Here is a 14,580-nt window from a genome sequence, read left to right on the forward strand (position 1 = left end):
TTTACAAAGGGTAAAAAAATGAAAATAAGACAAAAATATCTTTACAAGTAAGAATCAACTTCCTATTTTTAAACAAATCCTTTTGTTCTGGCAGCTTCTAAAAGTGTTTCGTCTTGACCGTCTTGAACCTCAAAAATTTCACGAAGTTGTTTTTTTCGCTTTTCAATGGCACTTAAAGAAATATCTAAATGTGATACTAAGTTTTTGGTTTTCACACCTTGAGATAACAAATGAAGTATTTTTCTATTTTTCTCGTCTATTACTATATCGCTTGAAATGGCTTTTCTTATAAAACTATTGACTGTACCACTATAAAATGGCGGATTATGCAACACACCTTGAAAGGCGCTCGCCAGTTCGCTAGAAGTTAAATCACTCTTAATTAAAAACCCTTCTGGATTTATGGTTTTAATAATATTATGAATTCTGAAAGATTCATTAAACATGGTTAAAATTATAATTTTGGCATTGGGCAATACCTTTCGCGCATACGAAGCTAAATCTTCACCAGAAGTCATTAATCCATCTTTTGATGGTGGTAAACTTATATCTACAAACAGCACATTATAGGGGGTTACCTTTTCTACAGATTTATCCATAAAGGCGATGGCTTCGTCGCAATTATTTGCAATGTCTATTTCTAATATTTGATGTTCTTTTTTAGTAAAAAGTAATGTGTTTTGATACCCTTCAATAATCATGGGGTGATCATCAATCATTAAAATTTTAATTTTCTGGTTCATATTTGGGGGTTAATTTATTGGCACTTCTATGGTAACTATTGTTCCTGAATCTTTTTTGGAAGTTATATGTATTGTTCCGTGAATATCTTGAATTCTAGAGTTCATGTTTTTAAGTCCAATTCCTGATTTAGCCTTATTTACATCGAAACCAGAACCATTGTCTTCAATCTTTAAAGTTATAATATTTTCGTTTAATTTTAAACTAATATTTACAAATGTTGCGTTGGCATGCTTGTAAATATTATGAAGCGTTTCTTGAATAATTCTGTAAATATGAATCTTCTTTTTATTAGACACCTCGTCCCAATCTATAGAATTGTCTTTTTCGAATTTATAATCTAACTTATAAACTAAAGTCTGAGTTTCTACTAGCGTTTTAATAATATCTATAAATCCAGAACCAGACACAAAATCGGTGTTTAATTCATGCGACACTTTTCGAATATCTTGCTCAATAACTTGAAGCTCGTTAATATACTGACTTCTGGTTTTTATGGCTTCTTCGCTACTATTAAAATTTAAACTATCTAAACTTAAGCGGGTACCAAACAAACGCCCTAAAATACCATCGTGTAATTCTTGTGAAATTCTTTTTTTCTCGATAGCTCTGGCTTCTTCAATACTTTCGTTTTGAGAAAGCATCAAATTATATATTTCTTCGTTGGTGGCTTGCTGGGTTTGAATAAACTGTAATTCTTTATTTTTATTTCGCTGATTAATTACTAAATACAGAAGAAAAGAAGCAATGATTAATACGACCGAGATAATTAAAAGCCACATACGCTCTTTCGCTATTTGAATATTTTCTCGTTCTAATTGACTGGTTTCAAAACGGATGCGCGCAAACTTATTTCGTATAATTCGTTCATTCTTTTGCAGGCTATCATTTAGATTAATATAAGCTCTTAAATGTTTGGCTGCAGCATCGCCTTCTTCAATTTTTGAAAGCAAAAGCAGCGATTTCAACAAATCGTCATTATGATACTTTTCTGAAATATCTTTAGCTATATAGGCATAATTCTTTGCCAGTTCTTTTTTACCCTGATCGTTATAGAACTCGGCTATATGTTGATTAATTATAATAGATGTATAACCTCTGTGATCTATACTGTCGCATATTTTAAGAGCTTTAAAATATAAATCTGGAAGTTGGCTGTACTGCTTTGATAAATACAATGTATTAGCATAATTATCAAGCACTAATGCATACATGCCTGGGTTCTCTTTACGCAATCCCTTTTTTTCAAGAATTTGTTTATAGTAATTTATAGCCAGATCGTACTGCTGCGCATTTTTATAAGTATTAGCAAGGTTATTGATGGTAGCATCAATAATGTATTTGTTATCGCCTTTTAATTCTTTTTTAAGCTCTATAGATTTATTAAAATATTTTACAGATTCGGCGTATTGATCCAGTTCTTTAAAAACAATCCCTAAATTATTATACACAAAAGACTTTAGCCTTATAATATCTTCTGTTTCTTTTAAGGATTCTAACAAGGTTAAGGCCTCTACAGACGCCACCTCACTACCTATAAAATCCTTTTCGTTTTTTTGAATAACAGCAATACCATATAAGGTTAAGGCTAGTTCGTATTTGGCATCTAATTCCTTAAATAGCTTTTCTGCTTTATGGTAATAATAAAAGGCACTGTCTGTTAAAGCCGAAGTCTTTCTATAAAATTCAGCAATGTTGTAATGTGCCTCTGCAATTGATAAAGAATCAATTTTTTTCGAATTATAAATATACTTTTTTACTGAATCGATTTTTTTTAAATCATTCGGTTTCTGACTAAAGGAATAACTTATAAAGCCAATAACAACTACAAAAAAGAATTTAAGCTTCAATGATTAGGAATTTGTAAGGATTCCTTCAAAAGTATTTATAATTATTTGATAAAAAAAGCCCTTTGCCATCAGCAAAGAGCTTTTATATAAACTATTTGATATTTTTAATTAATTATCAATATCACCACCAGTGTAAATGGTGTTTTGAGTTTCTGGACTTGCAAGTACATCATCTTCATTTAAATCTTGTTTTGTGCAAGACGTTAATGCTGCGAAAAATAATGCTAAAACTAAGGTAATTTTTAGGGCTTTCATATTTATTGATTTTAAGGTTAATTATTTTTTTCTAAATTTTTAATAAAACAGCAACTAAGACTTCAAATAAAAATCTTCGTTAGAGGGAAAAAATGGATAATTAACTTTAAAATCGCATGCATATAAAAACGCACAGACTTTGTTTACATACTATTTTGAGGGAAATGACTTTACAGTCAAAAAATGGATTAATGATTCTTAAAAAGCAGAGGGAGTTGTTTGTTGCGCTAATTAAGGAGTACTAATGTAAGGCAAAACAGGTTCATCAAAACAATATTTTCGATTAAATGTATTATTTTAACGATTAAGTGTTATTTATGTGTCGTTTTTAATCCTATTATTCGAAATAATCTTACAATGTTGAGTTGCTTTTTATCAAAGTGGTCTTTACTATTTTGGTTTTAATATCTTCTTCTGCGTCCTTATTTTGAAGCCTATTAATTAATAATTGTGCAGCATATGCCCCAATTTCTTTTGCATGCTGCCTGATGGTTGTAAGCTTAGGTAAGGTATGATAGGAATCTGATTTGCTAGCAAAACCTATAACCGATATATCCTTAGGCACTTTTAGTCCTAAATTAATCGCCGCATTAATGGCTATAATACCAGATGAACTATCGGCTGCAATAACCCCATCAATCGTTTTATTTTTCTTTAAAAAATTAAGTATCTTTTTTTGATGATCATCCTTTTTCTTAACCTTTAGTATTAAGTTCGGATTTAAATTGTGTTCTAAAATAGCCTTCTTATATCCGCGTTCTCTTAGTTTTCCAACGCTCAAACCATCTAAAGTAGTTATAAAAGCAATATTTTTACGTTTTTCTAAAACCATACTTTTGGTAGCGTTGTAAGTAGAATCAAAATCATCAACAATCACCTTATCGCACATTACATCATGCGCCACTCTATCAAACATTACAATGGGCAAACCTTGACTAATGGTTTTTTTAAAATGTTCTATTTCATTTTTCACTTGAGTTTCTTCAGCAACCGATAAAATAAAACCATCTACACTACCATTTGCTAATAAACGCAAACTATCTTTTTCCTGATCTAACGATTCATTAGAAATACATGTTATAATATTATAACCGTATTTCGCAGCTTCTCGCTCTATACCAAAAAGCACCTTAGCCAAAAAATGATTTAAAATATCAGGAATAATAACCCCTATCGTTTTTGTCTTATTTTGCTTTAAACTAAGCGCCACTTTATTGGGTTTGTAATTGTACAATCCTGCCAATTCTTTCACACGTCTAATAGTTTCTTCGCCAATTTCTTCGCTGTTGTTTAAAGCTTTAGAAACTGTAGAAATAGAAACATTTAACTCTTTTGCTAATTGTTTTAAGGTTACCATAATAATAGACGTGTAAATTAAATTTATCGCAATTTACAAAAATACCTGTATCAAAATAAGCTATAAATACGAAGCGAAGAAAATATTATTAACAAACCATGACTTTACCGCCTTACTAGCGCATATTCTAGTTAAGAGTAGTATTTTTGTAACTTAATTTTAACTATGGATTTTTCAAAAGTAAAACTAGTAGTTTCCGATATGGACGGTACGCTACTAAACACAGAAGGTGAAGTTAGTACCCGTTTTTTTAATCAGTTTTCGCAATTAAAAAAGCACAATGTCCATTTTGTAGCGGCTAGTGGACGTCAATTTCACAGCATTGTAGATAAGCTTCATACGATTCAAAACGATATTTCTATAATTGCTGAAAATGGCGGCATTATGAAATTTGATGACAAAGAACATGTTTTACTCAAATTAACAACCGAAAACATTACAATAGCCATTGAAACATTACGAAATATAAAAGATATTTTTATTGTTTTATGTGGAAGAAAATCAGCTTATCTAGAGACAAACGATTCTGAATTCATTTCGAGATTTAAAAAATATTATTCAAAATACAGCATTGTAGAAGATTTAACCAAAGTTACTAATGATGACTTTTTAAAAATCGCTGTTTTTCATTTTGAATGTTCTGAAACAAACATTTATCCGCATATCGCTTCTTTAAAACCGGATATGCAAGTACTAGTCTCTGGTCAAAATTGGTTAGATATTTCGCATGCCGAAGCAAATAAAGCCTATGCTTTACGTATTTTACAACAAGAATTAGGCGTTACAAAAGCAGAAACCATGGTTTTTGGCGATTACAACAACGATTTACAAATGTTAGAACTTGCCGACTATAGTTATGCTATGGCCAATGCCCATATTCAAGTAAAAAAAATAGCCCGTTACGAAACAAAAAGCAATGCAGAACAAGGCGTCGAAATTATTCTCGACGAATTAATTTCAACTAAAATAGGTTAACGCCAATTTGTTATAAAAAATTTAACACGAATAATTATTTAGGTATCTTATCTTGTGCCGACCAATACCGAAATAGTATTAGATAAAATTCAAAATTTACACATGAAAAAATTAGTTTTCATTTTCCTTTTAACATTCAGCACCGCCTTAATTGCACAAATACAAAATCCTATAAAATGGTCTACCTCGGTTGAAAAAATATCGGATAAAGAATACGATCTTGTAATTACTGCCGAAATAGAACAGGATTGGCATTTATACTCGCAATACACCGCCGATGGAGGTTCGTTACCTATTTTCATTTCTAAAAAAGAAGATGAAAAAAACTTCGAACTAATGGGGAAAGCTAAAGAAAGCGACACGGTTAAAAAGTACAATGATATCTTTGAAGTTTATGAAACGTTTTTCGAACATAAAGCCGTTTTAAAACAACGCATTTTGTTAAAAAACGACAATGTAACCCGTGCGAATATTAATTTAACCGGACAGGTTTGTAAAGAAGTTTGCCTTCAAATAGACGAAGATTTTAGTTTTGCTTTAACATCAAACAGTAATACTGAAGCCATAACAACAACTGCTCCCGCTAACAATGATGCGGTAAACAATTTACTTTATGGCATGTCTGTTGATGATCTTAAAAAATCTGATTTAGCCTGCGAAAACGGAAGCATCGCCAATGTTGCAACAACTAAAAACAACAGTAAATCGCTCTGGAATATTTTTGGTTTAGGATTTTTGGGCGGATTACTTGCTTTGTTAACACCTTGTGTATTCCCAATGATTCCATTAACCGTGAGCTTTTTTACAAAAAAAGGAACTCAAAATAACAAAGCCGGGGTATACAAAGCGCTACTTTATGGCTTTTTTATATTTGCCGTATACATTCTGCTAAGTGTTCCTTTTCATTTATTAGATACTGTTAATCCAGATATTTTAAACGACATTTCAACCAATGTTTGGCTTAATGTAATCTTCTTTTTAATCTTCATGTTTTTTGCATTTTCGTTTTTTGGTTATTACGAATTAACCTTACCGTCAAGCTGGACCAATAAAACCACACAAGGGGAAAATGCAGGTGGTATTTTAGGCATCTTTTTTATGGCATTAACTTTAGCCATTGTATCTTTTTCGTGTACTGGACCTATTTTAGGATCTCTATTAGCCGGTTCTTTAACTGCCGATGGTGGTGCATGGCAACTTACAGCAGGCATGTCTGGTTTTGGGGTTTCGTTAGGGTTGCCGTTTGCTTTATTTGCTATGTTCCCCAATTTATTAAATGCACTTCCAAAATCTGGTGGCTGGTTAAATACTACCAAAGTAGTTTTAGGATTTTTTGAATTGGCACTGGCCTTTAAGTTTTTATCGAATGCCGATTTAGTGAAACACTGGGGAATCTTAAAAATCGAACCGTTTTTAATATTATGGATTATCATTTTTGCTGGTTTAGCATTATACCTTTTTGGGAAAATTAAATTCCCACACGATTCGCCTATTAAAAAATTATCGTTTTCAAGAATATCATTTGGTATTCTGGTTTCTGCGTTTGTAATTTATTTAGCTTCAGGATTTAGGCTGAATAAAGAAACAAACACCTTTAGTTCGCTTACACTTTTAAGCGGATTAGCACCTCCGGTAGGCTATAGTTTTATGTACCCAAACGACTGTCCTAATAATTTAACATGCTTTAAAGATTTAAAAACTGGCATTGCCTATGCTAAAAAAGTTAACAAACCTATTATGTTAGACTTTACTGGTTATGCCTGTGTGAATTGTAGAAAAATGGAAGAACACGTGTGGTCTTCAAAGAAAATAGATAACTATCTTAGAAATGATTATGTGATTATTTCGCTGTATGTAGATGACAAAAAAGAATTACCCCAAGAAGAGCAAGTTTTGGTAAATAGAATAAATGGTGGAACGCGTAAATTAGTTAACTACGGACATAAATGGGCTAATTTTCAAACGCAGTTTTTTCAATCGAATTCACAACCATTTTATGTTATTTTAGATTCCGAAGGGAAAAAAATTATCAGTGAGGCGGTTGGTTATACCCCCGATGAAGTGGCTTATGCAGAGTTTCTTGAATGTGGTTTAACGATTTCAAAAGAACTAAGTCAAAAAGAATTCTCGGGATTTAATTTCACAGCGCCAGAAACTAATAAATAACATGGCAAATAACCGAGTAACCAATAAAGCAAGCAATACCAACCTAGAAGACTATTTTAAACCTTTTAGAAAGGATATTATTGGTTTAAATCAGGAATTTGAATCGCCTTATGGCATACAAAAGATTATTTATGCCGATTGGACAGCAAGTGGTAGATTATACAAGCCTATTGAAGAAAAAATACGCGATTCCATTGGTCCGTTTGTAGCAAACACACACACAGAAACGTCTATAACTGGCTCTACCATGACCTTGGCATACCATGAAGCCAGAAACATTATTAAAAGACATGTAAACGCCTCAACAGACGATGTACTTATTACCGTTGGAACAGGAATGACCGGTGCTATTAATAAGTTTCAACGTATTTTAGGATTAAAAGTTTCTGAAAACTTAAAAGATTACACACAAATTCCCGATGCGTTAAGACCCATCATTTTTGTTTCACATATGGAACATCATTCTAATCAAACCTCATGGTTAGAAACAATTGCGAAGGTTATTGTGATACCTTGTAATGATGAAGGACTTATCTGTTTTGAAAGTTTTAAAGCATTATTAGAACACTATCAAGAGCATCCCATAAAAATTGCCGCCATTACAGCCTGTTCTAACGTTACAGGTATTCGAACAGATTATTATCAAATAGCACGAATTATTCACGAAAATAATGGCTTATGCTTTGTCGATTTTGCATGTTCGGCTCCGTATGTTACTATAGACATGCATCCTGAAAACGAAAACGACTATTTAGATGCCATCACGTTTTCTCCGCATAAGTTTTTAGGAGGACCAGGAACTTCTGGCGTGCTTATTTTTAACAAAAAACTGTATAAAAATTTAGTGCCTGACAATCCAGGAGGCGGAACGGTTTCGTACACCAATCCATGGGGAAATCATGATTATATTGATGATATTGAAACCCGAGAAGATGGCGGAACTCCCGGTTTTTTACAAGCTATAAAAATTGCCCTATCCATTAAGTTAAAGGAAGCAATGGGTGTCGAAAATATTCTTGCCAGAGAGCACGAGTTAAATGCTATCGTATTTAAAAGGCTTTCAGACATTAAAAACCTTCATATTCTAGCTAAAAACCACACAAACCGATTGGGTGTTTTTTCATTTTACATTGAAAATGCTCATTATAATTTAATAGTGAAATTATTAAACGATCGTTTTGGAATTCAAACACGTGGTGGTTGTTCTTGTGCTGGTACTTATGGTCATTATTTACTGCACGTAAATCAACAAACATCTAGAGCAATCGAACAAAAAATACTGGAAGGTTGTTTAGTTGAGCGACCAGGTTGGATACGTATGTCGATTCACCCTACTATGACCAACGAAGAAATTGAAAATATTTGCAGCGCCATTGAAGCTACAGCGAAACATTTTGAAGAATGGCAAATAGACTACACACATGACGCCATGAAAAATGAATTTATCCACAACAGCCATATCGCCACAGAAAAGCATATAATAAAAAACTGGTTTAATTTATAGCTATAAATTAAACCAGTTTTTTTAAGTTATAAGACAGCTTATTTACCTAAGATTCTAAACATTCCTGTTCCGCAAGTAGGGCATTTACCTTTCATTGCTTTTCTACCATTTTTCATAGTAACTTCAGCAGCGTCTTTTATCTCTTTTTTGTCTTTACATTTTACGCAATATCCTTCCATGATTTGATAATTTTATTAAATAGTTAAATTAAGATTTTATAAATGTAAGTTTTATTCTAAGTGCGTGCAAATAAAATACTAAATTTATCTTAATTTCTTTAACGAATATCTGGAATTGGAGTTTCCTTTTCGACAAGTTGCCCCTACCGACTTTTTAAGTATTCCATTTATTTTTTAATCAGGAAGCTTTGTGTAAAAATTTTTACATAATAAGTTTACGAAAAATACAATGGCATTTTAATCAAAAAACACTTATTAAATACCATGTAATATGTTGTTTATCAAATTATTGCAAACTAAATATGATTGTCTATTGAAATAGGAACGTATAAATAAATGAAACGCCTTTCGATTTGTTTCCCGCTTTGAAATTAACTAAACTATAAAACCAACCAATTAAATAGCAATTGCGTTATTCTCATTTAACCTAACTTCCGAAACATCTAGATACATAGATACATAACTTTCAATATTGCCATTTATATCCTTTAAAGGCACAATCGTGGTTTCTAAGCAGAATAATTCGCCCGATTTAGCTCTGTTCTTTAAAACGCCTTTCCAAACATCGCCATTTTCTATAGTTTCCCACAAATTTTTGTAATACGGTTCTTTGTGAAGTTTTAAAGAAAACAAACTATTTACAACGCCTAATAGTTCATTTTCCTGAAATCCGGTTATTCTACAAAATCGGTCGTTGGCATAAACAATGCGTCCAAGCTTGTCTGAAACCGAAATAGCAACATTACTTTTTATAAATTGTGATATGGCCATTTCTGGGTTTATACGCCACATGTAGTGTTTAAGTGCTTCCATTAGTTGTGCATGTTTTTAGCTTCAATTGAATAATTCAAAGCATCATTATAATTATCGAATATTATAAATGGCTTAAGAGGTTCGTAAATTCTTTTATATGAATTAATTAATAATTTCATTTTTAATGAGTTAACAACATAAGCTTCGCTAATAATTAAATTATGAAACTCAAGACTCGTTGCCAATGTTTTGGCGGCATTTATAGAAAACGTTCCTTCCGTATTTCTTAAATCTATTAAAATGGGTACTTTTTTACCCTCGCATAACGTATTAACTGCTTTTAAATATGTTTCTAGTGTTTCTGTATTTAAATAGCGATGCGAATCAAGGTGCCGAATTTCACAAAACAATATTCCGTTATCGATCCAAAATTTAGACTGGTCTAATTGCAGGCTTTTGATTACGCTAGTCATATTATTAATAGGCGTTAAAAACATAATTGGTTTCTAAAGAATACTTAATGGCATTTTCATAACTCCTAAATACTTTATTAGGAATTACAGGGTCTTGAATCCTTTTGCAAAAAAGGATCGTGAATTGCATAAAATAGGAGTTTACTACAAAAGATTTTGAAAGTATAGCCATTTTAAGCTCTGGGTTTTTAGCCAGAATTTTAACAACCGAAAACGCATTGGCATTGCTAAGTTGTCTAAGATCTATAAGTAATGGATAATAACTTCCGTTTGATAATAAGGCTATGGCTTTTAAAAAGTCTTCTATAAAATCGTCTTTAAATTGATTATCGCATTCTTTGGGAATGAATACGCAAAAAAGAACACCATCTTCCAGCCAAAATTTTGCTTTTCTACATTTAATAGGATTGTTCATAACTGTTATTCAATTTAAAAACTGAACAACAACTGGTGTGCCAATTAATTCCTACGCGGCATTAAAATATATAACTAATTGATTTATAATATTTTATAAAATTACGCTCAAGGAGAGATGAAAATACTAACTCACGGTATACCGCAACTTAAACATGTAAGATTTTACAACCCACGGTATGCCGCTACTTTTTAAGGCTTAGAAATATCTAGTTTTGTCATTTTATCACGAAGTGTACTCGGTTTAAGGCCCAACAAAGTCGCTGCGCCATTATTACCACTAATTTTCCAATTACATTGCTCTAATACACGCAGAATATGCTGCCGTTGAACAAAATCTAGAGATAAGTTCTTACTATTAATAGATGATTTTGATTTTTGAACCTTAGATTCAAAACCAGGTATAATTAATGTTTCGTTTGCCGACAAAATGGAAGCGCGTTCTATTAAATTTTCTAATTCGCGAATATTTCCTGGCCAATTATAAGCTATTAATTGCGCCATCGCTTCATCTGAAATGTATTTAATATTTTTTGAATATGCTTTATTAAATTTATCCACAAAATGCTCAACTAACAATGGAATATCATCTTTTCGGTCTCTTAATGCAGGCACCGCAATTGGAAACACATTGAGCCTAAAATATAAATCTTCTCGAAATTGTTTTTTCTTGATTTCTTCTTTAAGATTTCTATTGGTGGCAGCAATCACTCTTACATCTAACTTTTTCATGCCAGTGCCACCAACAACCTCAATTTCTCCTTCTTGTAAAAATCGTAATATTTTGGGTTGCATATCTAACGGCAGCTCTCCAATTTCGTCGAGGAACAAGGTACCGCCGTCTGCCAATTCAAACTTTCCAATTTTATCGCTATAGGCACCTGTAAAAGATCCCTTTTTATGACCAAAAAGTTCACTTTCAATGAGCTCTCTGGGTATGGCTGAACAATTCACTTTAATTAAAGGTTTACTATTGCGAAGGCTGGTATTATGAACCGCCCTAGCCAATAACTCTTTACCTGTACCAGATTCCCCCGTTAGTAATACGGTGGCATTTGTAGGCGCTACTTTTTCTATTTCGGTAAGCACATTACTAAATGCTTCGCTGCCATACACCATTTCTTCATAATTGAAAACCAAATCGATCTCGTTTCTTAAATAGATGTTTTCTTGCTCTAAACGATTTCTTAGAATATTTAATTCTTTATTCGCTAGTATAAGTTGTTCATTAGCTAAAATCGCTTCTTTTTCTGCAATCTTTCGCTCGTGACTTTCAATCATTAACGATACTAAATTAGCTATAGAAGTTGCAAATTCTTCTTCTTCATAACTCCAAATCCTAGCCGTATCTATCTGCTCAAAACACAAAACGCCATAGGTTTCATTAACACCCTGAATAGGAACACTTAGTTTCGATTTTATATTTAACGGTATGAGGTATTCTTCGGTAAAACCTTTGGTGTATTTACTAGTAAAAACGTCGGGAGCGTTTATTGTTTTATTTTGCATTAAATAATCAAAAAAAGCCTCATTCCCTTGTTTACGTATTACCAAGCCACTTTCAAACTTCTTATCTTTTTTAATGAATAATTTTTCTGAAATTAACTCTGTTTTATCATTATTAAACTTCAAAACGTTTACCCTCTCAACATTTAAGGTTTCGGCCGAAAGCGCTGTTATTTTCTTTAAAGCTTCGTTGTAATCGGTGCCCACCAAGCTTGCCAATTCCATTATTACATTCTTTCTATCGGCAGATTTTTTGGCATTATCTTCTAATAACTTTCTGGCTTTATCTTCTTCAGACACATCTTTTACCGTTCCAAACAAGGCAATAACCTCTCCTTTATCATTTTTTATATTCCCTGATAAAAACGATGCTAAAAATTTTTCACCATTTTTTTTATAAAACTCCAATTGAAAAGATGTTGTTTCTCCGGTAGCTACTTCATCTTTTATAGCTAACATTAATTCCAAATCTTCTGTTTTAGCAAATGGGTAAGGTAAATTAATCCCAAGGAGTTCTTCTTCTGAATAACCAAGAATGTTGCTTAACGAATTATTCACCATTAAAATTTTACCTTCCAGATCTACGATTAACAAGCCCTCTTGCATGGATCTGATTAGCTTATCTGAAAATTCTTTTGCCGCTTTTAATGCTTCTCTGGCTTTAACTTTTTCTGATATATCTTGTATTGATGCAAAAAAGGCGACATCTGTTCCCTGATTATCTTTTACTCTAGAAATAGACATATATACCGGAAAGCGCTCACCATTTTTACGTTTAAAAACCGACTCGCCACTTTTGTCAATTCCTAATAAAGTTTTATCTACAATATCATTTATTTCGTCAAGATATTCAGGTGGCCAATACGGAAAAGGAGGTTTGATACCCAATAATTCTTCTTTGGAATATCCGGTAATTCTACATAATGCTGGGTTTACATGAATATGATTTTTATTGGCATCGATTACAGAAAGTCCATCCTGCATAGAGTCAATGAGGCTCTCAGTAAATTCTTTTGCTGTTTTTAGTTCTAACTCGGCTTTTTTGCGTTCGGTAACATCTCGGGCAACTCCCAATATTTTGCCGTCATTTTGAACCTTTGCCGATATCTCTAAATCAATAATAGATTTGTTTTTATGCGCAAATTTTCTTGAAAACACGATAGCCTCTCCTTCAAGTAACTTTTTTAGGTTTTCTTGGTCTTGAACTAAGTCTTCCAGAATGATATCTTGAATTTTAAATTTAGAAAACTCTTTTTCGGTATATCCTAAAACAACATACGATGCTCTATTGAAACTATATATTGTTCCGTCTAAAGAAAAACTTATAATAACATCTGTTGCCTGATCAAATAATAATTTATACGATTCGTCTTTTCTTCTAATTTCTTCGACCGTTCTGTACTTTTCAATGGCAATATTGGCTAAACTTACTGCAAAATTAAGCTCTTGAATCTCGTCTAGTGAAGGCGTTCTAACAGTTTTACTAGATATCGCCAAGGTTCCTAAAACCGTATTGTTTTTTGATAATATGGGTAAAGACCAACACGATTTTATATTGTGTTTTAATGAAATTTCTTTAAACTGGTTACATAATGCATCGTTACTAACATCTGAAACTATAACCGGTTTTTTGGTAAAAGCTGCTGCTCCACAAGAGCCAGCCTCTTTACTTACCGGAACTTTTTTTACTGCCGAATAGTAGTCTTTAGGCATTGAAGGTGCAGATTCCAAGCTAAGGTGAGCTCCGTCTGCATCCAACAATCTAATTGCGCCAAAATAATCTGGATGAATCGATTCGTAGTTTAAAAGTAATTTATCGAAAATTTTATTTAACGGGGTATTAACCGCTATTAAATCAAGTATTTCATTTTTATGAATTAATAATTGCTCTGCCTTTTTACGCTCAATGACTTCATTTCCCAGATCTAAACTTTTTTGTTCGAGCTTATTAATAAGGCGTTCGCTATATAATTTTAAAACCTCACCTTCTGATATTCTTACTTTTTTAGCGTATTTAACCTTGGTTTTTACAGAATCGAACATATCGTTTACAAGGTAAAGTAACTCGTCGTGATCTATTGGTTTTCTTAAAAACTGAGATGCACCTAATTTTAATCCGAATTCTTCATCTAATTTTTCGGTGTACGTAGAAGTGTAAAATATGAATGGAATATTTTTGAATACTTTTTCTTTTTTACAGGCCTGACAAAATAAATACCCATCCATAATAGGCATTAAAATATCTGAAATAATTAGATCTACATTACTATTTTCGTAAAGCATTTTAAGACCTTCCTTACCATTACTAGCTTCAATAACATTAAACCCTGCTTCTTCAAGAATAACTCTTAGCAAGTATAAGTTTTCGTATGTATCATCTACTATTAATACCGTTTTTTTACTCATT

The 14,580-nt window shown here is 32.3% G+C and carries 12 protein-coding genes; 3 read left to right on the top strand and 9 right to left on the bottom strand.

From position 1 onward, the window contains the following. Nucleotides 1–68 precede the first annotated feature (68 nt). The 4 genes from ACFQ0I_RS01105 to ACFQ0I_RS01120 form a co-directional block, all read right to left on the bottom strand. Nucleotides 69–743 carry a response regulator gene (locus tag ACFQ0I_RS01105; RefSeq protein WP_379938583.1) on the bottom strand — a complete coding sequence of 225 codons (675 nt, stop codon included), beginning with the start codon at nucleotides 741–743 and terminating at the stop codon, nucleotides 69–71. Nucleotides 744–752: 9 nt separating this feature from the next. Continuing rightward, entirely contained in the window at nucleotides 753–2,591 is a 1,839-nt protein-coding gene (locus ACFQ0I_RS01110; RefSeq protein WP_379938585.1) for a tetratricopeptide repeat-containing sensor histidine kinase, read from the bottom strand. A 108-nt stretch (nucleotides 2,592–2,699) separates the two neighbouring features. Further along, a complete protein-coding gene (locus ACFQ0I_RS01115) occupies nucleotides 2,700–2,846 on the bottom strand; it encodes a hypothetical protein (RefSeq protein WP_379938586.1) in 147 nt (48 codons plus the stop codon). A gap of 352 nt (nucleotides 2,847–3,198) precedes the next feature. Continuing rightward, the gene (locus tag ACFQ0I_RS01120; protein ID WP_379938588.1) at nucleotides 3,199–4,203 is read right to left on the bottom strand and encodes a LacI family DNA-binding transcriptional regulator; all 1,005 of its coding nucleotides are present in this window, start codon (nucleotides 4,201–4,203) and stop codon (nucleotides 3,199–3,201) included. A 165-nt stretch (nucleotides 4,204–4,368) separates the two neighbouring features. Between ACFQ0I_RS01120 and ACFQ0I_RS01125 the strand changes: the two genes are divergently transcribed. The 3 genes from ACFQ0I_RS01125 to ACFQ0I_RS01135 all read left to right on the top strand — a co-directional run bounded on the left by ACFQ0I_RS01125 (nucleotide 4,369) and on the right by ACFQ0I_RS01135 (nucleotide 8,848). Next, nucleotides 4,369–5,178, top strand: a complete 810-nt coding sequence (locus tag ACFQ0I_RS01125; protein WP_379938590.1) for an HAD family hydrolase — start codon at nucleotides 4,369–4,371, stop codon at nucleotides 5,176–5,178. Nucleotides 5,179–5,280: 102 nt separating this feature from the next. Next, on the top strand, nucleotides 5,281–7,344 hold the full coding sequence (locus ACFQ0I_RS01130) for a protein-disulfide reductase DsbD family protein (RefSeq protein ID WP_379938592.1): 2,064 nt from the start codon (nucleotides 5,281–5,283) through the stop codon (nucleotides 7,342–7,344). A gap of 1 nt (nucleotide 7,345) precedes the next feature. Next, nucleotides 7,346–8,848: an aminotransferase class V-fold PLP-dependent enzyme gene (locus ACFQ0I_RS01135; RefSeq protein WP_379938593.1), complete on the top strand. Its 1,503-nt coding sequence runs from the start codon at nucleotides 7,346–7,348 to the stop codon at nucleotides 8,846–8,848. 38 nt (nucleotides 8,849–8,886) lie between these two features. Here the strand turns inward: ACFQ0I_RS01135 and ACFQ0I_RS01140 are convergent, their stop codons facing one another. The 5 genes from ACFQ0I_RS01140 to ACFQ0I_RS01160 form a co-directional block, all read right to left on the bottom strand. Then, on the bottom strand, nucleotides 8,887–9,027 hold the full coding sequence (locus ACFQ0I_RS01140) for a DUF5679 domain-containing protein (protein WP_308993201.1): 141 nt from the start codon (nucleotides 9,025–9,027) through the stop codon (nucleotides 8,887–8,889). Between the two features lie 396 nt (nucleotides 9,028–9,423). Next, a complete protein-coding gene (locus ACFQ0I_RS01145; protein WP_379938595.1) occupies nucleotides 9,424–9,840 on the bottom strand; it encodes a PAS domain-containing protein in 417 nt (138 codons plus the stop codon). Continuing rightward, nucleotides 9,840–10,253 carry a DUF7793 family protein gene (locus ACFQ0I_RS01150; protein ID WP_379938596.1) on the bottom strand — a complete coding sequence of 138 codons (414 nt, stop codon included), beginning with the start codon at nucleotides 10,251–10,253 and terminating at the stop codon, nucleotides 9,840–9,842. The genes ACFQ0I_RS01145 and ACFQ0I_RS01150 overlap by 1 nt, the downstream gene beginning before the upstream one ends. A gap of 4 nt (nucleotides 10,254–10,257) precedes the next feature. Beyond that, nucleotides 10,258–10,668, bottom strand: coding sequence for a DUF7793 family protein (locus tag ACFQ0I_RS01155; protein ID WP_379938597.1), 411 nt, complete (start codon nucleotides 10,666–10,668; stop codon nucleotides 10,258–10,260). Between the two features lie 191 nt (nucleotides 10,669–10,859). After that, the gene (locus ACFQ0I_RS01160) at nucleotides 10,860–14,579 is read right to left on the bottom strand and encodes a sigma 54-interacting transcriptional regulator (RefSeq protein WP_379938598.1); all 3,720 of its coding nucleotides are present in this window, start codon (nucleotides 14,577–14,579) and stop codon (nucleotides 10,860–10,862) included. Nucleotide 14,580 lies beyond the last annotated feature (1 nt).

This window comes from Mariniflexile aquimaris (assembly GCF_042676825.1).
Classification (GTDB): Bacteria; Bacteroidota; Bacteroidia; order Flavobacteriales; family Flavobacteriaceae; genus Mariniflexile; species Mariniflexile aquimaris.

Excerpts from the sequence above, each read along its gene's own strand:
- ACFQ0I_RS01105 (WP_379938583.1), bottom strand. The coding sequence starts at position 743 with ATGAACCAGAAAATTAAAATTTTAATGATTGATGATCACCCCATGATT.
- ACFQ0I_RS01115 (WP_379938586.1), bottom strand. The coding sequence starts at position 2,846 with ATGAAAGCCCTAAAAATTACCTTAGTTTTAGCATTATTTTTCGCAGCA.
- ACFQ0I_RS01120 (WP_379938588.1), bottom strand. The coding sequence starts at position 4,203 with ATGGTAACCTTAAAACAATTAGCAAAAGAGTTAAATGTTTCTATTTCT.
- ACFQ0I_RS01125 (WP_379938590.1), top strand. The coding sequence starts at position 4,369 with ATGGATTTTTCAAAAGTAAAACTAGTAGTTTCCGATATGGACGGTACG.
- ACFQ0I_RS01130 (WP_379938592.1), top strand. The coding sequence starts at position 5,281 with ATGAAAAAATTAGTTTTCATTTTCCTTTTAACATTCAGCACCGCCTTA.
- ACFQ0I_RS01135 (WP_379938593.1), top strand. The coding sequence starts at position 7,346 with ATGGCAAATAACCGAGTAACCAATAAAGCAAGCAATACCAACCTAGAA.
- ACFQ0I_RS01140 (WP_308993201.1), bottom strand. The coding sequence starts at position 9,027 with ATGGAAGGATATTGCGTAAAATGTAAAGACAAAAAAGAGATAAAAGAC.
- ACFQ0I_RS01145 (WP_379938595.1), bottom strand. The coding sequence starts at position 9,840 with ATGGAAGCACTTAAACACTACATGTGGCGTATAAACCCAGAAATGGCC.
- ACFQ0I_RS01150 (WP_379938596.1), bottom strand. The coding sequence starts at position 10,253 with ATGACTAGCGTAATCAAAAGCCTGCAATTAGACCAGTCTAAATTTTGG.
- ACFQ0I_RS01155 (WP_379938597.1), bottom strand. The coding sequence starts at position 10,668 with ATGAACAATCCTATTAAATGTAGAAAAGCAAAATTTTGGCTGGAAGAT.
- ACFQ0I_RS01160 (WP_379938598.1), bottom strand. The coding sequence starts at position 14,579 with ATGAGTAAAAAAACGGTATTAATAGTAGATGATACATACGAAAACTTA.